Annotated in this window: 17 protein-coding genes and 1 pseudogene; 12 read left to right on the top strand and 6 right to left on the bottom strand. The window is 49.1% G+C overall.

Annotation, left to right across the window (positions count from 1 at the left end; genetic code table 11):
- The first annotated feature begins 304 nt into the window (after positions 1–304).
- From F4Z13_07545 to F4Z13_07525, 5 genes are all read left to right on the top strand, one after another.
- Positions 305–1,060 carry a TIGR04255 family protein gene (locus tag F4Z13_07545; GenBank protein ID MXZ49075.1) on the top strand — a complete coding sequence of 252 codons (756 nt, stop codon included), beginning with the start codon at positions 305–307 and terminating at the stop codon, positions 1,058–1,060.
- A gap of 1 nt (position 1,061) precedes the next feature.
- Positions 1,062–1,556 (top strand): hypothetical protein, encoded by a 495-nt coding sequence (locus tag F4Z13_07540; protein ID MXZ49074.1) that lies wholly within the window; start codon positions 1,062–1,064, stop codon positions 1,554–1,556.
- Between the two features lie 574 nt (positions 1,557–2,130).
- On the top strand, positions 2,131–3,303 hold the full coding sequence (locus tag F4Z13_07535; GenBank protein MXZ49073.1) for an ATP-binding protein: 1,173 nt from the start codon (positions 2,131–2,133) through the stop codon (positions 3,301–3,303).
- A gap of 411 nt (positions 3,304–3,714) precedes the next feature.
- Positions 3,715–5,244: a hypothetical protein gene (locus F4Z13_07530; GenBank protein ID MXZ49072.1), complete on the top strand. Its 1,530-nt coding sequence runs from the start codon at positions 3,715–3,717 to the stop codon at positions 5,242–5,244.
- Positions 5,245–5,414: 170 nt separating this feature from the next.
- Positions 5,415–5,561 (top strand): AAA family ATPase, encoded by a 147-nt coding sequence (locus tag F4Z13_07525; protein ID MXZ49071.1) that lies wholly within the window; start codon positions 5,415–5,417, stop codon positions 5,559–5,561.
- Here F4Z13_07525 and F4Z13_07520 read toward each other — a convergent pair.
- Positions 5,562–6,105, bottom strand: a pseudogene (locus tag F4Z13_07520) (ATP-binding protein). It abuts the gene before it with no gap.
- 235 nt (positions 6,106–6,340) lie between these two features.
- Between F4Z13_07520 and F4Z13_07515 the strand changes: the two are divergent.
- Positions 6,341–6,898, top strand: coding sequence for a hypothetical protein (locus F4Z13_07515; protein ID MXZ49070.1), 558 nt, complete (start codon positions 6,341–6,343; stop codon positions 6,896–6,898).
- A gap of 91 nt (positions 6,899–6,989) precedes the next feature.
- Here the strand turns inward: F4Z13_07515 and F4Z13_07510 are convergent, their stop codons facing one another.
- The 3 genes from F4Z13_07510 to F4Z13_07500 form a co-directional block, all read right to left on the bottom strand.
- Positions 6,990–9,392, bottom strand: a complete 2,403-nt coding sequence (locus tag F4Z13_07510) for a hypothetical protein (protein MXZ49069.1) — start codon at positions 9,390–9,392, stop codon at positions 6,990–6,992.
- Positions 9,393–9,430: 38 nt separating this feature from the next.
- Positions 9,431–10,516: a toll/interleukin-1 receptor domain-containing protein gene (locus tag F4Z13_07505; protein ID MXZ49068.1), complete on the bottom strand. Its 1,086-nt coding sequence runs from the start codon at positions 10,514–10,516 to the stop codon at positions 9,431–9,433.
- A gap of 75 nt (positions 10,517–10,591) precedes the next feature.
- The gene (locus F4Z13_07500; GenBank protein ID MXZ49067.1) at positions 10,592–14,611 is read right to left on the bottom strand and encodes a HigA family addiction module antidote protein; all 4,020 of its coding nucleotides are present in this window, start codon (positions 14,609–14,611) and stop codon (positions 10,592–10,594) included.
- Positions 14,612–14,728: 117 nt separating this feature from the next.
- On the opposite strand from F4Z13_07500, the gene F4Z13_07495 reads away from it, so the two are divergent.
- Both F4Z13_07495 and F4Z13_07490 read left to right on the top strand, forming a co-directional pair.
- Positions 14,729–14,977: a hypothetical protein gene (locus F4Z13_07495; protein ID MXZ49066.1), complete on the top strand. Its 249-nt coding sequence runs from the start codon at positions 14,729–14,731 to the stop codon at positions 14,975–14,977.
- An 80-nt stretch (positions 14,978–15,057) separates the two neighbouring features.
- The gene (locus F4Z13_07490; GenBank protein ID MXZ49065.1) at positions 15,058–15,252 is read left to right on the top strand and encodes a hypothetical protein; all 195 of its coding nucleotides are present in this window, start codon (positions 15,058–15,060) and stop codon (positions 15,250–15,252) included.
- A gap of 143 nt (positions 15,253–15,395) precedes the next feature.
- On the opposite strand, the gene F4Z13_07485 is transcribed toward F4Z13_07490, so the two are convergent.
- Positions 15,396–16,784 carry an ATP-binding protein gene (locus F4Z13_07485; GenBank protein ID MXZ49064.1) on the bottom strand — a complete coding sequence of 463 codons (1,389 nt, stop codon included), beginning with the start codon at positions 16,782–16,784 and terminating at the stop codon, positions 15,396–15,398.
- A gap of 167 nt (positions 16,785–16,951) precedes the next feature.
- On the opposite strand from F4Z13_07485, the gene F4Z13_07480 reads away from it, so the two are divergent.
- From F4Z13_07480 to F4Z13_07465, 4 genes are all read left to right on the top strand, one after another.
- The gene (locus tag F4Z13_07480) at positions 16,952–18,142 is read left to right on the top strand and encodes an ATP-binding protein (GenBank protein ID MXZ49063.1); all 1,191 of its coding nucleotides are present in this window, start codon (positions 16,952–16,954) and stop codon (positions 18,140–18,142) included.
- 312 nt (positions 18,143–18,454) lie between these two features.
- A complete protein-coding gene (locus F4Z13_07475) occupies positions 18,455–18,673 on the top strand; it encodes an AbrB/MazE/SpoVT family DNA-binding domain-containing protein (GenBank protein ID MXZ49062.1) in 219 nt (72 codons plus the stop codon).
- A complete protein-coding gene (locus F4Z13_07470) occupies positions 18,670–19,077 on the top strand; it encodes a type II toxin-antitoxin system VapC family toxin (GenBank protein ID MXZ49061.1) in 408 nt (135 codons plus the stop codon). The genes F4Z13_07475 and F4Z13_07470 overlap by 4 nt, the downstream gene beginning before the upstream one ends.
- Positions 19,078–19,303: 226 nt before the next feature.
- On the top strand, positions 19,304–20,866 hold the full coding sequence (locus F4Z13_07465) for a TolC family protein (GenBank protein MXZ49060.1): 1,563 nt from the start codon (positions 19,304–19,306) through the stop codon (positions 20,864–20,866).
- Positions 20,867–21,014: 148 nt separating this feature from the next.
- On the opposite strand, the gene F4Z13_07460 is transcribed toward F4Z13_07465, so the two are convergent.
- On the bottom strand, positions 21,015–21,564 hold a 550-nt coding region (locus F4Z13_07460), incomplete at its 5' end, for a DUF4143 domain-containing protein (GenBank protein ID MXZ49059.1).

Raw genomic sequence — 21,564 nt, 5'->3', positions numbered from 1 at the left:
CCACAGAATACCTAGGAAACGTGTAAGACGGAGTTTTGTTAAGTTGAAGCTACCCTAGCGGGGTTCTTAAAAATTCTTCCCACTAGGGTTAGGGAAGTGGAAGATTATGACCGGCAATAATCTTGCGCTTACTATTGAACCTGCTTAGAGCCGGGCAGAGTCGCTTGGTATTCTTTAGTTTTTTGCTCCAACTTGGTTTTAGACGGTGGAATCAATTTAGAAAAAACCTTATCGGAGAATTGTGGAGAATGGGGAGGCAGGAAAAACTTAAAAACAGTGATAAGGGATACGAGCAACAAAGATTATGCAATCCCCTATTGATATAACAGAAGAATTTCCTCGTTTGCCGCGCGCGCCGATTGTTGAGGCCGTTCTTGATCTTCGAGTTGTTTCTTCTGCCGAATGGGACGAGTCGAGTCTACAAAGCCGGTTAGAAGAACGATTGCCTGATTACCCGAAGCATGACACGGTGCAGGAAACTGAAGTTCAGCTTTCACCCGAGACCGGAACCAACGTAGTTAAAGATTTTGTCCACGTTGGTTTGAAGTGCCAGTCAGGAGATAGTTTTTATGTCGTACAGTTTAATAAAGATTCATTTGTCTTTAGTCGGCTAAAGCCTTACGAAAACTGGGAGAAATTTAGCCGAGAAGCGCTGCGCCTCTGGAAAATTTACTGTGAACTGCTAGAACCAACTGAAATTGGGAGAATTGGTCTGCGCTTTATAAACCGTCTAGCGATCAAACAGGGACAGAGAATTGAATTAGCTGATTATTATAAAAGGCCGCCACTACCTATCGAGGGTTTGAACTGGCTTTTATCAGGCTACTTGCATCGAGACGTGCTGCAGGTTCCGGGGACTCCCTATTCGGTTAATGTTATAAAGACTGTTCAAAGGACTCAGCAAGAAGCCGGATTGCTGTTGGACATAGATGTGTTTATGCAAAAATCTCTTAACTGTGGTGAAATACAGGTTTCTAAATATATGGATGAAATGCGTTGGGTAAAAAATAAAGTTTTCTTCAGTAATTTAACAAAGAAAGCCTTGGAGGAATGCAAATAAAATGTTGGCAACTGCAACATCTTCCCCTCTTATTTCAGGTTGCTCAGGTCAGGATTTTTCTGCTGGTGACTTTATAGACCAGCAAATGAGGGAATTATCTACTCATTTGCAAAGGTCTAATATCTTGGGTTTTGGGGCTAGGGGCGTTTTTCGGGAACTGGCAAAGACCTTTAACGAGTGTGGAGTGGACGGATGGGACGGAGGAGAGGCGAGAGCCATAACAAAAGAGGTTTTCTGGAACGCTAAAACCTTTCTGGAATCTTTTCCTTGGGGCAGTGAATCTCCGGAAATAGGTGCTGAACCGGACGGAGCAATTTCTTTGGAATGGTATAGGTCTCCTTCCAGAGTCGTTTCAATCAGCATTAATCCTGGAGGAGGAGTTTATTATGCGGCTATAATTGGTGCAAAGCGGAGGCATGGAATGGATCCTGTTTCATTTTTTGTTTCCGATGATTTATTGGATTTAATTGGAGAGGTTGCCGGGGAGATTGAATGACGGATTTCGTTTTGCCTGATGAGCTCTTGGCGAGATATATCACTTCCTCAAGGTGGTATCGTAGAGCAGACCAAACGGTCAAGCAAGATGCCTTCATTCCGCCGGAAAACCCTCTGGAATTGTCAACTACCCGCCATTTAAATCTTTCCGAAAATGAAATTTGAGATATCGGAAATGAAATTGTTTCCGGGCAGCAAAATAGAAAGCTTCATGGCAGGGCTGATGTGGAGGTTTCTCACGTGACGTCCCAGTCGTTAAATGTTGTAGCCGATCCGACAACCGATAATCCCAATCATGCCAATATTAGAGGCTGGCCACTTGGCAAGGATGCAAGGAAGCTTTTGGCTCTGGAAATAGCAAGGGGTGCTCGCTTTGTTGCTAATCCCAATCTATGAATAGAGTCATGTTCACAGAAGTTCTTTCTTTCCGTGGTTACAAGCAGCCGCACTTTTTCAATCTGTAGTTTTCTGGGCATGAAAAGACTTGCTTTGTACATCAGTCTCTCAACGGTATCTTATCTGTTATGCGGAAATTATTCTTGTAAATTAAGAATAGCTATGTATAATTTGCAAGCATGATAGAACGTCATGCTTCCCACTCCCTAAGAAAAGCTCTCGGCCGACAAGCCGCCGTGGCGCTGATCGGCCCGCGTCAAGTCGGCAAAACGACCTTGGCGCTTGATATTGCCGGGGAGTCGGGGGCGCTGTACCTTGATCTCGAAGCGAGGGAAGAGCGTGCCAAGCTGGCTGACCCGGTACTGTTCCTAGGGGCGCACGAGGACCGTCTGGTTATTCTTGACGAGGTTCACCGCATACCGGAGCTTTTTTCCGAGCTGCGCGGCCTGATTGATCAGGGAAGACGCCGGGGGATGCGGACGGGACGCTTCCTGATCCTTGGGTCAGCATCGGTTGACTTGCTGAGACAATCGGGGGAAAGCCTTGCGGGGCGGATAGAATACGTTGAACTGAATCCGCTGAGCGTGCTTGAAGCAGGAGGGGATGACGATTCCCTGAATCTTCTCTGGGTGCGCGGCGGTTTTCCGGACAGTTTTTTAGCTGAAGACAATGACGACAGTTTCGCCTTCCGTCGCAACTTCATCCGCACCTACCTTGAGCGCGATGTGCAGCAGTTCGGATGGCAGATTCCGGCGGAGACCCTTGAGCGTCTGTGGACTATGCTTGCTCACGGACAGGGCACCTTGCTTAACATCTCGAAGCTTGCGTCCGGCCTTTCCATAAGTGCCCGTACCGTGACCGGCTATATAGACCTGCTGGCTGATCTGCTGCTGGTGCGCCGCCTGCGGCCGTTTTACGTCAATGTACGAAAACGTCTCGTGAAGTCCCCGAAAGTTTATGTGCGCGACAGCGGGATAGTCCACGCCCTTCTGGGTGTAACGGATTACAATTCCCTTGCCGGTCACCCAGTCGTCGGAGCGAGCTGGGAGGGTTTCGTGATAGAGAACCTTCTGTCAGTTGCTCCTGCCGGAACCAGGGCGAGTTTTTACCGTACTTCTGCGGGGGCTGAGGTGGATCTTGTGCTTGAACTTCCCGGGAGCCTAGCTCCTTGGGCGGTCGAAATCAAACGCAGCCTCAGGGGGGCTCTCGGCAAGGGTTTTCGGAATGCTCTGAAAGACATCAAGCCCGAGCGATCTTTTGTGGTTACCGCCGGTTCTGACCGCTATCCGGTTGCCCGGAATGTCGAGGCGATCGGTCTTCGGAAAATGGCGGCAGTTCTAAAGGGGCAGTGACTTCCGGTTGCTGTTTTCTTGTCCGCGATTTTACAAGAAACAAGCCTGCGTTTTTATAAAAGACAGCATATTGCGGGCGTGTCATCCAGCCCCGTCATTTTTTCGCTGCTGCGCCCGGCTGCTTTCTATTGTCTTTTTGATCCGGGATGTTTCTCCCTCTCCGGAAGCGGTTTCGGGTTTTGCGCTGCGGAGCGACGGGGAAATTTCCTCTTGACATGAACGCGCTTCTGGTTTAATGTTAAGGAAGTATTTAAGGAGAAGTGTGATTTTCCGTTAAGGGAAAAAATGCTTGAAGTTGGATTGTTTTTGTAGTAAACTTGCAACTAGTTTGGTTATGCCTTGAGGGATTCCGGTTTTTATGTCCCTTAACGCTAATTATGGAAACATAAATTTTACAGGAGGTAAGGAGAGATGATTCAAGCCAGATGGCTTATAATATTTTTTGCCGTTCTCGGCATGTCGGTTCCGTCATTTGCGATTGACTGGTCGCTAGGCGGATTTCCGAGCTACATGAGAACAAGGGTGCGCGTCATTGACAACGCCACTTTGTTAAATAATGAAACGATTAGCGTTGTTGATACGACGCTCAGGGTTACCCCGCAGTTGGGATTGAGCGATGCGGTTACCGTGAGAGCACAGGTTGACGTTGCGAGCAACATGATATGGGGCGGAGCGACTTCCCACTTCTTCGGTGGTACTCTTGGGGAAGATGACAGCGTTGTGCTGTCGGACCTTAGACCAAGCGATCGTTTCAACGGCGCTATTTTGACAGGTCCTAAGGCGATAGATGACGATTACGGGTTTTTCACCGTGCGCATGCTTCACGCTGACATAGTTCTTCCGAACAATCTTGGTTTCGTAAGGATAGGACGCCAGCCTTTTGACTGGGGTCTTGGAATTCTCGCAAACGGCGGACATGACCCGCATTCCGATCTCGGTTTCGTGGTTGACAGGGCTCTCTGGTTAAAGTCATTCCCGGCCGGAGCAGGAACTTTCACGTTGGTTCTCGTATCTGACGTATTCAACAACGGTAACACTTTGTTTGGTGGGGATAATGGAAGCGGTTCGGGTTACGATATACTTGCCGCAGCGGGTATTTACAACCAGCAAATGGGAGACGTGAACGTGACCGTAGGGGCTTACGGGTTCCCGTACCTGCATCAGAAGAATATATTCAGCGATGAAGGGCTTGGAAACAACTGGGATGTTGACCGCACTTCACTTTATTCCGGTCTGCTTGTGCTTAAGGCAGCCAACTGGAGCTTCACGTATGAAGTCCAGATGTTCGGGGGAGGAGAGTTGGATACTCCTCTAGGTGCAGAGGGAGCGAATCTCCCACTTGAGTTTGACTACGCCTTTGACATGGCGGGCCGCCTTGAGTTTATGCCTTCAATGATGGCTCAGGTAAGCACGATAGGTCTTGAAGCCGGTTGGGCGCAGGGTGATGATGGTTCTACCGGAACGACAATTGAAGGTAACGCCCTTCCGTTCAGCCCGGCCTACAATGTAGACAACCTTCTTTTCAAGCATGTCATTCCGACTATTTACAACATAGAAGGAAGCGTTATAAACGCTATATATGCCAAGCTGTACGCGAACATGCAGCTTTCCGACAACCTCGGGTTCACTCCTCAGGTTCTGATTGCCTGGAACGATGAGACGGATGCCGTTTCGGCTTTTGACAGCGGTGCTTTCGGTTCAGGTCTTCCAGCTACTGAAGTTGATGAGTATCTCGGAACCGAGATCGAAGGAACACTCAGCTGGACGCTTCATCCGGGTGTAAACCTTGACTTCATCGGAAGCCTGGTGCTTGCCGGAGACGGTCTTAAGGAATTGCAGGAGGCTCACGCAGCTGCTAATGAAGTCACTGCCACAGCCGAGGACACGATCTGGGCATTTCAGACAAGGCTGATGGTTTACATCGACCAATTCGCGAAATAAGAACAAAACCAAAATAAAAGCTAACAAAGCTTGAATGAAGCGGGCTCCCTCACAAAGGTTGCCCGCTTTTTTCATGCCCTTTTGATGGTGAGGGAGCGGGGTTTTCAGGTGGGGAAAGGTGGATGCGCCGGAATTTTCCGACAAATTTTAGCAGTGCCAGAAGAACAGATATGAAACTCGAAAAAATTGTTATCAAGGATTTCAAACGCTTTACACATCTGACTATTGAGAGCATTCCGGAAACGGCGCGCCTGATCATGCTGTTCGGTCCAAATGGATGTGGCAAGTCTTCTCTCTTTGATGCGTTATATCTTTAGTCAAGAGCGAAGAAAACGATGTAGGTAGAGAAACCCGCAATACCTCTTATCCGTTTTCCCGAAAGGTACGGGTGAGTCGCTTTCCTCTAGGCTTCCGGAAAAGAAGGTTTTCCCCGAGAAATCATCTTCTTCGGGATCATAGTTTCCCAGGAGCGTTACGCGGAGTGCCTCTTCAATTGAATCATCGTCAACATCCTCTACCGGGGGGCCCGGACTGGAAGGCATCTTTTGAGTTGTCCCACCATTCTATGTAATCGGCAAAGCGGCTGCGCTGCTCATCGTTTAAGCCCGTTATTGTAACTTCAATCCTGATTTTTCTGGATTTCTCACCTTCATTTGCCAAGTACTCTCCCAGATAGAAATCATGTTCGTCAATTACCGGTTTTCGGCTGAGCCTGTCTGGGCCAAGTGCAAGATCAATGGCCTCAAGTACTGTAGATTTGCCGCTGTTGTTGTCGCCTACCAAAACGGCGTGATCAGTGAAGAAAAGCCTGCATTTTCTGATACCTCGAAAACGCTTTATTTTCAGTCTGGAAATCTTCATTGGGGAACTCCTTATCGTCGGTTTTTCTTTGGGAAGTTTTCCCACCCCGTGGTCTTCACTCAAGAACTTTGAAACTGCATTCCTATGAGCTACTGGAAAGTTTATGTCGCATATGCTCCCTGAGTCAACGGGTGTTGCCTCTTTGTTCAGTTAAATTGGGAAAAAGCCCACTGGGAAGGGCCAATTATTCGATATATGTGGGTGACCAAAGCAGCCAAGAGAGGCACCGAAGAAGGTGGTAAAAATCAGAGCACAAATTCACTGCCTTGAACATGAGCGGAACGATATTCCCGATTTACCCTCTCCCCCTCAATTTTTTGAAGGAGATGTTCTCGCATGCGATGATTTCAAGGGGCTTATAGAATGTTTGGATGAAGCATCTGTTCTAATTGGAGCCTCGGATAATCTGGGTGTTGAATTAGCGATACGCATTGCCTTATTCAAAAACGCTGTGGCACGAGGCGAGGAACCCGACTGGGAAAACAGTTTAGTTCCCAGTCTCGGTACTGAATTTCGTCAAAAATCCCAGAGCTGGTGTGCTGCGCAGGGCAGTTCCCTACCACCTAAAATACTTCGGTCCATTGTTGAAACTGTTCAACGTGAAAACTTGAGCGCTGTTCGTGGGCTTAGGACTGAGCCTGGAGGGAATTCCCCTCAACTTATGCGTGGACTTGACAAAGCGCAGAGACGTGACATAGACAGCGAGTTTCGCCTACATTATTGGGAATGTGCGAATGGAACAATTGAGCTAGCTTCCGTTGTTTCTCACAATGATTTCTCGATACCGAAATAAAAAGAGGTTTGCATGCGGAAGTTAGGACAGGTTGAGTATATGAAGCTTACGGACGTATATCAGTGAGCATACGAACTTAAAACCAAATAGTCTATTTCCGCCTTTTTGTTAATTTGGTTGACTTCAGTCTCTTTTTCCTTAACGTTTCCGCGCCAACTTTCAGAAGCGCCAGTTCCGCGGCAGGAATTGATGATGAGTCAAGCCATGTCCATTCTACGCCCTGCAATGCATTGTTGTCAGAGTAACTAATTTCGATCAGCAGTCTTTCAGGTTCTTCGGCAAGAATCATAACTGTTTTAGAATGATAGAGGGCGAATTCGGCATTTCTTGGGACGTAGCTGTCTGTGTAACAAAATATCGTACAGCCAATCGTATTGCCTCCGTGAATTGACCAAGGCTTTGGGCGACGGGTTGTCGGTTGCAGTTTCAATTCCTCGTCAATATACGCAGACAGGCTGTTTCGTATGTCTCCGTTCAGGTCGAGAAGGTAGCATGCCAGCTTGCTTCGTCTTGCCTTATTGGTGCTGGCCAGCCAGTCAACAATTTCTGTGAAGCGAGGCGGCGAATCTTGTTTCAGTGGGCAGGGGCACATTGGGTTGCGCATGCGTTTTAGGAAAAATTTGTCGATATTGCTTCGGTAACCGTTGAAGTTAATGCGTGCTTGTGAATCCCCTCGGATTCTGGCTGCGTGAGTGGAGTAGTGATTATGTTCCAGATACAGGCCCAAGTGGTCAAGTTCATCGTCTACTTGCACAATGTCTGACTTGAAGGCTTCGCCACGCTGCTGCACGTAGTGCAGGAAATGTAACGGATTCTCAAAGATGTCGGCGTATACGCGCAGGTCGTCAACAGAGATTGCCCATACTGGATCAGGGCCAGCGTTGACGCCGATTTTGTGGAGATGCTGGACCTGCGCGGCCATCTCTGTGAAAGAATCCAGTGTTACAAGGCAGATGTTGATATGACGGAAGTCGGATTTGCGCAGCTTTCGGATCTGCTTGTGGTTCTTGTCAAAGATAGCAACAGCTTCAGAGCTGCAGAGATAGTCCAGAAAGCGTTTCCCTTGGCTTGCGGGTTTAAGAACTAGATTTTTGAGAGAATTTACAAAAGCGGGGAAGTCTGTTGCTGGCGAAGTGTAGGTAAACGCCCCGCCCCTGCATTCAATGATGAAGAGGTAGTCGTCATAAATGAGTATTCCATCTACCTCGCACCAGTCTTTTCTGGTGTTTGATTCTTTAGGAAACCATTTATAGTAGGCGGATTGGCACCCCGTAGCTCCCGGCAGAATCACACTCAGGTATTTAAACGGCAGGGCTTCAGAAAGTTCCTGTTGAGTTTTGTTCCAAGTTTCCGCATAAGTAGGATCTAGGCGGAGTATGATCCGTTGCATGATGCGGTAGATATTGTCAAAAAGAGAGTGAAGATCAAAGCAGTAGTATTGTCCGGCAATCTGAATGAACGGTCGTTTGAAAGTTGGCCAGATACGAAGCGGCCAGCCTTTGAACTCACCTTCGGCGAAAAAATCGGTATCTTCGCCCTGTCCCCAAGACAGTTCGTCAAGAAGTTTTTTCGGCAATGCGGTTGTTTTTTGCATGTTGCAGAGGTTACTGCCAAGGAACTGTCCGAATGCTTTGTTGCCACGCTCTTCCCAGCCGTTTTCTTCAACTACAGCATTTAACAACTCTTCAAGCGCTATACCCTTGTCAACCGAGCCTGTTTCCATTTTTTCCTCAACTGCGGCCATGGTGTCCCTGTGGAACGTTACCATCTCCTCAAGAGCTTGCTGATATCCGTACGATAATGCGTTCCAGATTTTCGTCAGTTCCTCTATGAACTCTTCGGAACTGATTCCAAAGAGTTTCACCATTTCTGCTGAGTGGGGGAAAAAAATATCGCGGAGATATGCCTCTTGGTGTGCCTGATAGCGGTTTCCCCTCACGTTGCACCAGTAAAATTGCGCCCTGAAGCGGAATTCTTCAAAATCATCATCATGGTCTGGGTCTTCACTCTTTGCTTTAGCCGTCCGGCAGATTTGATAATTTATGTTCAGCGTTTCAAACAGCTCCTTGACATTGTCGCGGAGGGCGTTCCAATCCTCCTCGCTGACATCGGTTTTCGGGTTTTCAAGTGGCTTCACTGACGCAATTATGCTCTGAACATAATCGATCATACGCATGGAGACCGCATCATCCTGCGTAAGTTCCGCCTCCGCTTCAACGTTAGTATGCCGGAGAACCATTTTCTGCCAGGCGATTCTCAACAGAGTTTCGGGAGGCAATCGGCGCACTTGCTCCGCTATAGTCGCAACCAATCGATCAATCTTGCTGACTGTTTCGGGATAGAACTCTGCGCATCGTTTCAGATATTCTTCGTAAGACTGCTTGGTCAGGTTTGATTCCCAAACCAAGTTTTTACCGAAACGGGCTACCGAGAAAAGCTCGTTGCTGAAGACTTCGTCAGGTTCGCTGGGTTCCGGTTTTTGTCTTTTAGTCATTTTTCTCTCCTTAAGCCTTTTGTGTTGTTGCGTGATAATTATTCTGGAAACTCGGGTTCGCCTTCGTAGGAGATAATATTGCCCCTAATGACATATTTTTTCCCCGTGGTTCGCTCTAAAAAATTCTTGAGGCGATTATATTCGTTTTTGAGGTAAATAGCGTGATAGAGTTGGTCGTTTTTCTTGAATCCGTCAATAATTCGCTCCACTTCTTTTTCCGACAGGCTTTCGACAACGTTGTTTAATCGGTTAAATCGGACCCGCGTATCGTCCCAGCTGGGTGACTCGATAAATGCGGTGATCAGAGCACCCTGCATGCGTTTCTTGTCATTTAGCCTTTTCTCAATGAGTTTGTAAATTTCTGGAGCGGAATCCGACGGGCGTTCAAAATTACCTTTTAGAGCTTGCTCACCGCTGACAAAACCCCTCGGGTCGGTATTTTGGAGCTTGAGAGATAGAACCGGGATATTGCGAGCAAGCGCAAAGCCTATTTCCTGATTGGTCCATACGCTTTCATGGAAATCATCGGTTATAAAGGTCAGCATAATCTCCATTGTCTCCAAGCCTTTGAGAATTTCATGCTGCCATGTGGTCATCGGTCCGATAGCTTCGTGGGCGACAAACGAAGATATCCCGTAAGCTTCCAGAGCATCGGCCAATTCTCTTGCTTCTTTCTTGTAATTGTCTCGGTGACTTATGAAAAGTCTCACCTGCCCGGGTTTCCAGATATCCAGCGTTTCGGGGTTAACTTGGGGGCGGTCAGTCAGTGAGACGGCTTGGCGGTATTCTTCATCGTTCTCGTTTTCACAGGCAAAGAAAACATTTTGAAAGTATTCATCTTCGACATCTTTGCATCTTTCAAGATCTTTGCGAATTTCTTCACGATAGGATTTTTCCTTCCTGAGGTCGATTTTTTCCATAACAGAAGCTGGGAGAAAAAATACAACGTCATAGTCGTGTCTGACCCCGCCAAAATCTTCGTAGATTCTGAACGGTTTCCTGATAAACACTTTTGCTGAACTGACAATATTCGAAAAGAACTCGTTCTCATACTGATCATATTCAATTTTTATTCGTCTCAGGTAGGAAACAATTTTATAAGGCAACTTAAGTTTTATATCCATGTAACGCGTTTTACGTGAAAATTGCGATTCTGCGGTTTCGGGAAATCCTCTGTATATCTTAGCTTCTGTTTCATGTTAGAAAGACAGCTGTCGATAGAACTTTTCGGCTTCTATATCATAATGTCTTCCCAGATCAGAATAGTGCTCAGCAATCTCTCTTAGCATTTTAGATGTTTTTGGATGAGAGTACTGTGTTCTCTGTGCCCATTCTTTATGCTTGTTTTCAATCGCACGTTCCGGGTCACCTCCATGGCCTATATGTATGCGGCATGAATCGTAGCTGCCCAAGGTGAATCCTTTGCCGAGATGTTCACTGTAAATTTTCTCCAACGCATCTCTGACGGGTTCAAATGGCCAGATCCCATCATTGCCTTCCGGCGAATTCGAAAGAAGGGAGCCTATGCAGATGTCACCCATATTAAGCCGTCCGCGTCGCTCGCACCTCCCCCGCACATCAAAAATCCACCTAATTAGTCTCTCGGTGTTTAGGTTTCCGAATTCATCTCGCCCTGGAAGCCGCCTTATCGCTTTAATTGACCTGTACATCTTCCATGCTCTGTTTTTAACGATATTTTCTGGAACAGAAGATGGGACTTTGTCTTCTTGTCCGTCATCGCGTCTGTATGCCAGCACAACCATTTCCGCGAAAAGTTCAGGATGCTCGTTTATTTTTCTCTCCAGCACGCGCATCCCTCTTTCCGATCTTTCTAGGAAATTGACGAATTCAAATTCCAGATTTAATATTTGTGCGCTTGGGGTATCCGCTCTTTCATCCAGATATTTGAATGCTTCTTCAACAAACTCCTGGTCGAGGTTTACTTGATAATTTTTTTGTTCTTCGTTTCCGATTTTGACTATAGTCTCAAGCAGCCGTAATACGCGCCTTGGCTCAATTATTTTAAGATCGTATTCAAGTAGAAAAACCGCCTCGCGAGGACGTTTTACCTGTATCAGCTTCTCCACGGCTTCATTTACTTCAGATGGGTTGTAAATCATCCGCAAATTGACTTCTTTCCAATATCGCAATCTTCCTTCTCCCGGAAGTTTGTCTGCAAACTCCCAAGTTTTCCTGCCGAAAGGAGCGAGCAGGAGAATCTTGAGAAACCTTTCTTCGGGAATTGCTTCCGAGAAACCTTCAAGGATCTTTTCGAGACAAGCGTCCTCAAGTCCGCCGAGAGTTCCTGCGATCAGTCTTTCCATATGCTGGCTGTTTTCTTCCGTGATGCCGTCAAGAGCTTTAAGGACAAGAGCTTTTGCCTCGTTGTCATCAAAAGAATCGACCTGCACGGACAGACCCCCGATTACCATCTGTCCTTCCCCGTATCTCGCAAGCTCTATCAGTCCGCCGACTCCCCGTTTGGAATGAATTTCATGGAGAGCGGATATTCTCTGTTTTTTGATTTTCTCTGCGTGTTTGCGGAAATCTGTGGACTTCAGGTAATCGGACTTTTTTGCTCGCGGGACGGAGAACTTCCGAAAGAGCCACCGGTGCTCAAGAATCGGATCCGAAGGCTCAAGCATTTCATATATCCTGCGTGCCTCGGGGAAAATCCTGAAATCAACCGAGGCGTGCATTATTTCGTAAAGCCATGCCCTGTCCGAATCCGAAGTGCTTTTCTCGTTGTGCCAGTTTTCAGTCAGTTTCCAGACTTCAGGTAGCCATTCATATGGTATTTCAGTGGGAGGACCTAGACACTGGATAAGATCCGCTAGGGTCTCCTTAGTATGATACTGCCAGTCAATGGCTTGTCTTGCCGCGTTGCGGATGAATTCGAGATTCTCGTTTTCCGTTGCGGGTTCCCCGTGTTCATGCCCGTCAGTGCGCCATTTCGGCTTGTAGCTGCAATGTCCGGTCCTGTGCCCGGTATTTAACTGCTCAATACACAAGGACCAGACTACGCTGTCATGGAACTCTTTGTTGCGGCGCTCTTCTAGAAGACGGTTAAAAACTTCGATGCGTTTATTGACGGGCACAGAGGTCTGGGGGATCCATGAACGGAATATGGCACTGAGGCTGTTTGTCGCGCTGTTGGCCCAGTTGTCGGCAATTTCCTCTTCGGCGATGCGCGCCAGTATTCTCGCTACGCGCGCTAGGTACTCGCCGGACCATGCAAGAGACTCAAGCGCCCAGAGCATCTCCGCCCTGGACGGTGACCCAGAAGAAGATGTGCTTATGGGACGGAAAAAATCAAAGACTTCCTTGCCTTCGTTTTCATCAATGTCCTGTTCAATAATGGACAGAAAGGTGCCGGGTGCGGCTTCCGCGTACGCGGGCAGTGCATCACATTGGTCTTCGAGAGTTCTTGCGGTAAGGGGTTCAAGCAGTTCTCTTATTATTTTCTGGATCTGTATTTCTATATCAAAACCTATCCTCTCTCTAAAGAGCTCGTTGCCGTGCACGGCAAGAAGGACAAAGGAGTTAATTACGCTTCCTCTGAGCAGGTCCGAAATCTCTCGGGATTTTCCGTGGAGGTCAAGCGCAGGGTCGTATTCTGAGAGGACGATTTCCGCCACCTGAAAAAACCTCTCGATATGCGACGCCGTTACGGATTCGCTGGCTGCGAACAGGGCGTCGATTTTCGACTTCACGCCCCTATACGAGTCAAATGACCATACGGGAGAATCTTCAAGCTGAGACAGCCTGCGGATTTCACTCTCAACATCCATTCCATCCGCTAATTCCGAGACGAGAAAATTGTCCGTTTCGTTGCTGGAGTTCCATGCGCCTGCTAATACCATGGGGATCAGCTTTTCCGCGTGCTCCGTACCCGCCCATTGCGGAGTTCTGACTTTCGGTAGCCTTGAGAGCCGACGGCGGAGAACTGTAAGGGAGTAGCCGCACTCGCGGCGATATCGGTCGATGTCATCCCGATCGAATCCCATTTCTTTCAGAGAATTGTCAAGTGCGGAGTAGTTAAGCGGCTTCAGGGTTATGTCGGGATTTACGTTCGCCATGTTCTGTGAATAAACGAGAATTGCTTTTAGCGATTTCCGGTAGGGAGCAAGTTCGCGTTCGGTTTCCGGGGAGGTTGAAACGACGATCAGGCCGGATTCTGCGGAAAGAAGGTCAGGAAGAATGCCGGGTTCCTTGAATACCTCCACTCTGTCCCTGTTTTCCTGAAACAAGGGTTCTTCTTCAGAAAACACGACATGGAGATACGCGAGTGCTTCCGCCGTTGAGTCGGCTGCTATTTTAAGAGGTTCACCCGGAGGGTCGGCAAGCCACCGTTCGACACGGTTTTTTGATTCCATTAACGCTTGGTCGAAAAGGGACGGCGCAAGGGCGGGCTCGCAGTCCGCCTGCCAGTGCTTCCAGCACTGTTCCAGCGAAAACACCCCTTCGCTGCTAATTCCCGTTTCATGTGCGAACCATATCTGTGCGGGAATCGATTGCTCTATCCACTGCTCAAGGTCGCTTGCGTCAAAGACCCGCACGTTTCCCCATTGACGTTCTTCGCGGCGAGTCCTTTCCCAGTCGTTTTTTCCGATCCATTTTCTCGGGGTGACGAAAACAAACGTGGTGGCTAGGCGTTCTATCTCCGGTACAAATCCGGTTCTTTTTTTGAAGTCGCTGTCGGCTTTACGCTTTATATCTTTACCGCACCCGAACTCCCAGCACGAAGAGCCTTGGGAAATCCAAGGGGTTGCACTATCTGCTTCAACAGTCCCGTCCCATCCGGGTCTTTCGGCATCCTCATTTCCCGAGAAATCAACCTTCTTCAGGCCGCTTGCGGTTGAATTCACCAGAATGCGTAGCAGCACAGGAAGCCTCCTCCGTGCTTCATTGTTTTCCGATGCCCACCTTTCAATCTGTCGGGCGAGAATATGGAGGAAAGGAGGTACGTAAAGACCAGCAGGATTTGATGTCTCAGAGTTGTAAGAAGCCTGCATTTTCAGAAGCTTTTCAGCCGGAAAACCGAAAGCATGCTGTATGCGCTCCGCTAACTCGAGAGACAGGGCTGCCTTTCCATTCAAAACTCTTGATAGTCCAGGTCTACCAATGTTAAGTAATTCTGCGGCCGCCGTGACGGTCATGCCGTGCGGAAAAATTTTTTCTCTGATAAAAGTCCCGGGATGTGCAGGTTTTTCTTGCATAATAACCTTTTCAGAAAGTATTGTACCGTGTATGATACAACATACATTCAAAAAGTCAATATCCGAACGAAAGTAATTGCTTGATCTGGGTAGCGTAGCGACAGGAGCTTAGGGGCGGTGAATGTAGAGAGGGTGTTGGCTTGTACCGAACAACGCGGCACGGTAATCGGCTTCGGTGAAATAACAGTCGAAGAAATACATGAGTACCGCTTTCCCGTTCCTGCCGAATTCGGCGGTCAGAGGATGTTTCGTCGCATGGTAGTCACCTTGGCATGGTTCTCACCGATCAATCCGGGACATTGTTATTTCAGAGAAGCTAAGCTCGAAATCAAATCCGCTTCTAAATGGGATGAACCCCCCCCCTGAGACTTAAGCGTGTCGACAGTGATCATAATCAAAACAAACGCGGAACCGTTCAGCATGAAGTCCTAGAAGGAAAAAGCGAATTGAGGGAGTTTCAGCAAAATGAAGAAATTGTTTTGCAGGTTATATGCAAAAAAGATGCAACCGAAAAATTAGAGGAGAAAATCCCCTACGGTTTGGCGGTAACTTTAGAGGTTGCTGAAGAAAGCGAAATCTCTGTATATGAAAAAGTCAGACAACGTTTGTTACAGCAGATAGGAGTTCAAGAAGAACTATGAATGCTTTGTGCCAATCTCAGGCTGCACGAAAACCTAGGTTCAGATCTGCGTTTTGGAGCTGATCTGGGCTATTAAGAGAACCAGTTGAACATTTCAAGCTGATACCAAAAAAGCATTGGGTTCTGGAATATTAGAGGGCTGTTTCAATCGGAGTACGCGTTCAGATGCCAGGGAATGGCTCTTATGCCCGGCAGCAAGGCTTGCGGTTTGTTGATGTTGCAGGCCAGCGCGCCGCGCGCGTTCGCGCCGGCCAGTTTCAGCCACTGCTTGAGGTTTTTGCCGTGTTCCGCCCGGGGTGTCGCCGTCGCCTTGACTTCAAGCGCGTACAGTCTGCCGTCGCGCTCGATGATCAGATCAACTTCCTTGCCGCCGCTCGATTGCCAGTAATAGATCTGGGGTTCCTCCCCGTGCTGGCGAAAAAACTTCAGCCACTCCGCCGCCACGGCGGTCTCCGCCAATGCTCCCAGGGAGGGACCTTGCAGGATGGAGCTCTGTGAATGCAGGCCCAGCATGAAAGCGGCAAGTCCGGGATCAAGCAGATACAGCTTGGGACTTTTCCTTAGTCGTTTGCCGAAGTTCTTATGATAAGGCGGCAGTAGACAGATCAGCTGACTGGTCTTAAGCACGGACAGCCAGCGCTTTACCGTAGGTCCGGCAATGCCGATTTCGTTTCCGAGCTCCGTCATGTTCAGGAGTTGTCCGGTGCGGGCGGCGACCAGCAGCAGGAACTTGTAGAAAGTTTCCAAATCGCTTACCTGAGTCAAATCCCGGACGTCGCGCTGTATGTAAGTTTGCAGATAACCGGAAAACCAAAGCTGCCGGTCCACCTGTTTGTTCAGACAGGGTTCGGGGAAGCCGCCGCGCAACAGCCAATCCTCAAAGCCGGGACCGGCGGCTTGCTTGTTATCGTTCCGGAAAAATTCTGCGTCTACCGTATCAACCGGGTCGGACATTCCTCCTGCCTTGGAGGGGGGGTGCTTTTCAGCGGATCCGAACATCCATTCAAGCATATCTTCGGGAGAGACCTGTGGTTGTTGCGACAGTTCTCTTACGGACAAGGGATCAAGGTTCAACACGGCTACGCGGCCGGCCAGCGTCTGACTCACTCCCTGCATCAGCGAGAAGCTTTGAGAACCTGTAAGTAGCCACTGTCCAGGTCTGCGCCGTGTGTCTATCAGCTCCTTTATGTAATGCAGCAACTCTGGCGCGTATTGAATTTCATCCAGGATCAGCGGTCCTGGGGTCTGCGTAAAAAACCCTACAGGATCCGCTAATGCCCTGTTGCGTATGTCAGGGCGTTCAAGCGATACATAATCATGCGATGTGCCGAATTCGGTACGTAGCAAGGTGGTTTTGCCGGTCTGTCTGGCACCGGTGACCAGCACCGCTGGAAAAGAAACCATAGCCTTGCGGATTGTATTAGTCAGATAGCGCTGGATATATTCCATGTTTTGCAAATATAACATGGAATAACAGATTTGCAAAAAACAATAGGCTTCAAGGTGTTTGCGCTGAAGAAGCCTGCCATCCAATTTTCATGGTTATTAAAAAATCGCGGAAGAAAAAAAGACAGCTCTTCGGGCATAGATAAAATAGTTTCATGTCAATGTTTCTTTCCGCATCTAGTTGTTTTTCTCTTGAGAGGACCTGACAATTCAGTTATTCTAAACCCATAAATAATGGAGTTTCAATACCTGATATGTCGGATAATGAGTTTCCAAGAGAAATAGCCGCGTCAGTCAGGCGCATGGCGGGGCACTTTCCTGCCGTTGTCGTTACGGGAGCCCGCCAGACGGGCAAGACAACGCTGCTGACAAAACTGTTCGGGGACTATAACTACGTAAGTCTCGACCTTCCGGCGGAAGCCCAGTTGGCAGAAGAGGACCCTCAGTTGTTTCTGTCGCGTCATTCCGTGCCGCTGCTCGTGGATGAGGTTCAGTACGCCCCCAGGCTGTTTCGCTACCTGAAGGTTGAAATAGACAAGCGCAGGGATATGAATGGACGCTTCATTCTGACCGGGTCGCAGAAATTCAGCCTGATGCAGGGAGTATCGGAATCTCTGGCGGGACGTTGCGGCGTGCTTGAGCTTGAAGGCCTTACGGTTCAGGAACTTGGGCCCGTGTTTTCCCGCATGGAAGAGGGCGAGGGGATGGCCGGGATTCTCGCTCGCGGGTTTATGCCGCAGCTCTGGAAGGATCCGGCGATGAGGCCCGCGGACTATTTCGCCAGCTATCAGGCGACTTATCTTGAGCGCGATGTGCGCCAGCTTTTAAATGTTTCATCGTTGCGGGACTTTGACCGCTTCATGCGCGCCCTGGCTCTTCGCAGCGGACAATTGCTTAACAAGTCGGAAATTGCCAAGGAAACGGGAATAAACAGCAAAACCGCCGACAAGTGGCTGAACGTGCTTGTGGCATCCAACCAGGTTACGCTGCTTGAACCTTGGTTTGCGAATCCGGGGAAGCGTCTTGCGAAGACGCCCAAATTTTTTTTCAATGATGTCGGGTTGCTGTGTTTCCTTCTGGGGCTTAAAGGACAGGCGGTGACCGAAAGCTACCTGATTGGAGCGATATGGGAGACTTTTGTTTTTGGCGAACTGCGGAAATACCTGTCTCTGGCGGCTCCGGAAGCGACCATATGGCACTATCGGGACCAGTCACGCGAAACGGATTTCATTATCGAGAAGGACGGTCGTCTCACTCTGGCGGAAGCGAAATGGAAGGAACTTCCGACGCCGCGTGACTTTGCTCAAGCCCTAAAGGTTCACGAACTGCTCGGACCGCGGGCAAGATTGCCTGTTATGGTGCTGTGCCGTACCCGTCAGAGTTTTCCGGTTGCGGAAGGACTGCTTGCCGTAAACGCGTTCAGATTTCGGGAACACCTGGCATGAAGTTATGTTTCCGATTCTCTGTCCCGAGGGGTCTTAGAAGCGGATTCATATTAAGCGGGTGCTTTGTAAAAGGAATGTTTTGCGGCACCGGATTACGGGCTGCAGGGGTTGGGGGGACATGTTCGGTACTTGTTAAGCGGCGAGGCTGTTCCCCCGTCTTCAATATGGTTGTTACGGAAAACGACATCGTGGGGGAAAACCGGCAGAGAATAAGGAGGCATGGTTCAGGAATTCTCTGGATTTCTTTACTCCTTGCCGCATAGTAAAGAACAAGCTATCTTTACTGTTATCAGCTTTGTAAAGAGGTACGGAATGCCGAAAGTCAGCAGTAAAAGACAAATCACGCTCCCGGCCAGCCAGTGCGATCAGCTTGGCATTAAGCCCGGCGACTATATTGAGACCTTTGTTGCTGACGGCCGCTTAACCATCGTCAGGAAGGTGGAAGGGGCCGCCCAGGGACTGTTGCAACACGTTAAGGGCGATCCTTCAGTAACGGATCAGGAATCTCTAGAAGACGCACTGGATCCATGATTGCGGTCGACACCAACGTGCTGTTGCGTTATCTGCTGAATGACGATGCGGCGCAGGCCGATACAGCGGCCAGTCTGATCAAGGGCGGCGATGCGGTTCTGATAACCGACGTGGTGCTGGCAGGAACCCTATGGACGTTAAGCGGGAAGAAGTACCGGCTTAACAAGGATCAATTGGCCGGAGTGGTTCATGCGTTGTTTGAGGAGCCGAATGTGCGCTTTGAAGACGGGGCGGCCGTGTGGATGGCTTTAAATGACTATCTGGAATCTGACGGGGCTGATTTTGCCGATGCTCTGATCATAAACAAGGCCCGGGCGGTAGCCAAAACGCAGGGCGGACCATTTTCCGGTTCCTACACATTTGATAAAGCCGCCCGGAAGTTGCAAGGGGCCAGGACGCCATAGAACTCCGATCTTGATGCGCCAGAATCCTTGAATAAAAAGAGCAAGGACAAAAAGTTGAGCGACTGCCCGACATTTCTTTCCGTTTCGCAAGGCAGTGCGGGACCTGAAATTATGCTTTTTGCGGTTTTCTCAGTAAATTTTTATCCCACATTCAGAGAGGATGACGAAAAATCCGGACCAGGATACGAAACGCTGGGGTCCGGTTCCAACGTAACGGAGTATCTCGATGTCAAAACGCTTTAGAATCTTTCTGGTTTTTGCCGCGTGTCTTCTCTTTGCCTCGGTCGGGGCGCAGGCCCTCACTCTCACGCAGGCGAAGATAATGGCCCTTGAGAAAAACCATGACGTAAGGGTATGGATGCTCGGCGTCGACGCCGCACGCGGGGAGTACAAGAGCAAACGGGGAGTCTATGACCCCGAGATAAGTTTCATGGCCTCCTACGCCGACACAAAAACCCCCGTTCTCAGCGCCTTCATAGAGGACGGAATAGTAAACGCCGAGGTTTTCTCCTTCGGAAGCGAACTCTCGGGGAAGCTGCCCACCGGAACCTTCTACAAGCTCTACGATCTTGAAGTATCGCGGACCGAGACCGATTCTCCGCTTGAGAGCCTGAGCCCTTCGTGGGCCGCGAGCCTGGGTTTCAGCGTGGGGCAGGAGCTGCTCCGCGGCTTCGATATAGCCTCCAACAGGGTATCCGTGGTGCTCTCGAGAAAGAACAGGGACATCTCCGTTTACGAATTTGAGCTCATGGTGGCGAAGACTCTTTTCGATCTTGAGAGAAGCTACTGGGGAGTCGTGGCCGCGGCCCACGACCGCGATCTTGAGAAAAAAGCCTACGATCTTGCCCTGGACCTTGAGAGAAGAACCCGAATAAAAGTGGAGGTCGGGGTTCTGCCCAGAGTCGCCCTCACCCAGGCGCGCTCTGAAAGCGCCGCCAGGAAGGTGAGGATGATAAACTCCGAGAACGCCTACGAGGCGTCTATGGATGCGCTTAAAAACCTGCTCGTTATCCCCTTGGAGGAAAGCGTTGAGCTGCTCGAGGTAACCGATTCCATGCCTACTGCTTACGAACCGCCCTCGGAGGCCGTGGCCGTGGTGCAGGCGTTTGAGAACCGCCCCGAGATGCGCCGGGCGGAGCGGGAGATGGAGAAGGCACAGGCGCTTAAGACCTTCTACTCCCGCCAGAGACTGCCGCGTCTCACAGTCGAGGGCCGCCTCGAGTACCTGGGCCTTGGGGGCTCCGAGAATCCCGACAGGCTAGTTTTCGGAGAGTCTGGCGGCGTGCCCCGTCGCTTCACCGATTCCTCGCATGCCTACGACAGCATCGTCGACCGCGATTTTCCGAGCTGGAGCGTTACGGGGAAGTTAAGTTTTCCGATCTTCGGTAGAAAGGCCGGGGGAAACTACGCGAAAGCCCGCGCCGACTATGACCGAAGCGTTATAAGCTACCAGAAACAGAAAGATACAGTGCGCCTCGACGTTAGGAACGCCATAAGGGAGATCGCAAGCAGCCAGAAGAGGATGGAAGCCGCCCTGCTTTCCACCAATCTCGCCAAGGAGGTGCTCGGGAACGAGGAAGAGAAGTTCAAGGCGGGACTTTCCACCACTAGGGAACTCCTCGAAGCGCAGAGGGATCTCATAGGCGCGGAGTCTAGCTACATAAGCGCTTTTGCCAGCCACCGGGTAGCCCTTGCCGATCTTGAGCGCGCGAGGGGGACAATGATAGAGAGCAACTACTTTCTAATAGAGAACCACTCGGACATCGGACCTTATCTTGAAGTTGACTGATTCGTGGCGTTGCTCCATCTAGGAAGGGGTTTTTCAAGAATATTTTTTACGAATAAGATCAAAGATATGGGAAAGTTCTGCCTTGAGTTCGATATGACTAGAACCTTTAGTTTTTGCGCAGTTTAAATTTGGCCAAGCTTGCTAATTATCACTTTGAATCATGGAATTTGACCAAACCTTCTTTGAACTCTCTGCTATTTAGAGATTGTCCTAATATGAAGCAGAAGAAACTTGTGGGAAAAAACAGAATTTTTTTCTTGCCGTATTGATGAAAGTCAAATTTACTCAGCGTACAACAAATTAGGCTTCCTAGGTCGGCAAGTTTGTTTTTTTCTGCAAAATCAAGCAGTCCTTTAATTTCTGATGGATCTTTGAGTGGTCGGTCAGACCATTTGATTTCAATTGCCGCGATGGGGTTTATTCCCGGCGAACTCATGGTTACCATATCTACCTCTCCATTTCTCCAGCGTGCGTAATAAGGCTTTTCCGAGTATTCAGCTAGGTGAAAAAAATGGCTGAAAACTGCTGTTTCCGCCAGTTTTCCTAAAACGGTTGTGTTATTCTTGTCCAGAATGCCGAAGAATGCCGAATACATTGAGGCATTTGTAAGGTAAACTTTGAACTTGTGCTCTCTTTTAAACTTCTTGGCATTTCTGTCAACCCGACTGATGCGTCTTATTAGAAAAGCGGCTTCTAGG

The sequence above is a fragment of the Candidatus Dadabacteria bacterium genome, from assembly GCA_009837205.1.
Taxonomy (GTDB): domain Bacteria; phylum Desulfobacterota_D; class UBA1144; order Nemesobacterales; family Nemesobacteraceae; genus Nemesobacter.
This window is presented reverse-complemented; position numbering and strand designations above follow the sequence as displayed.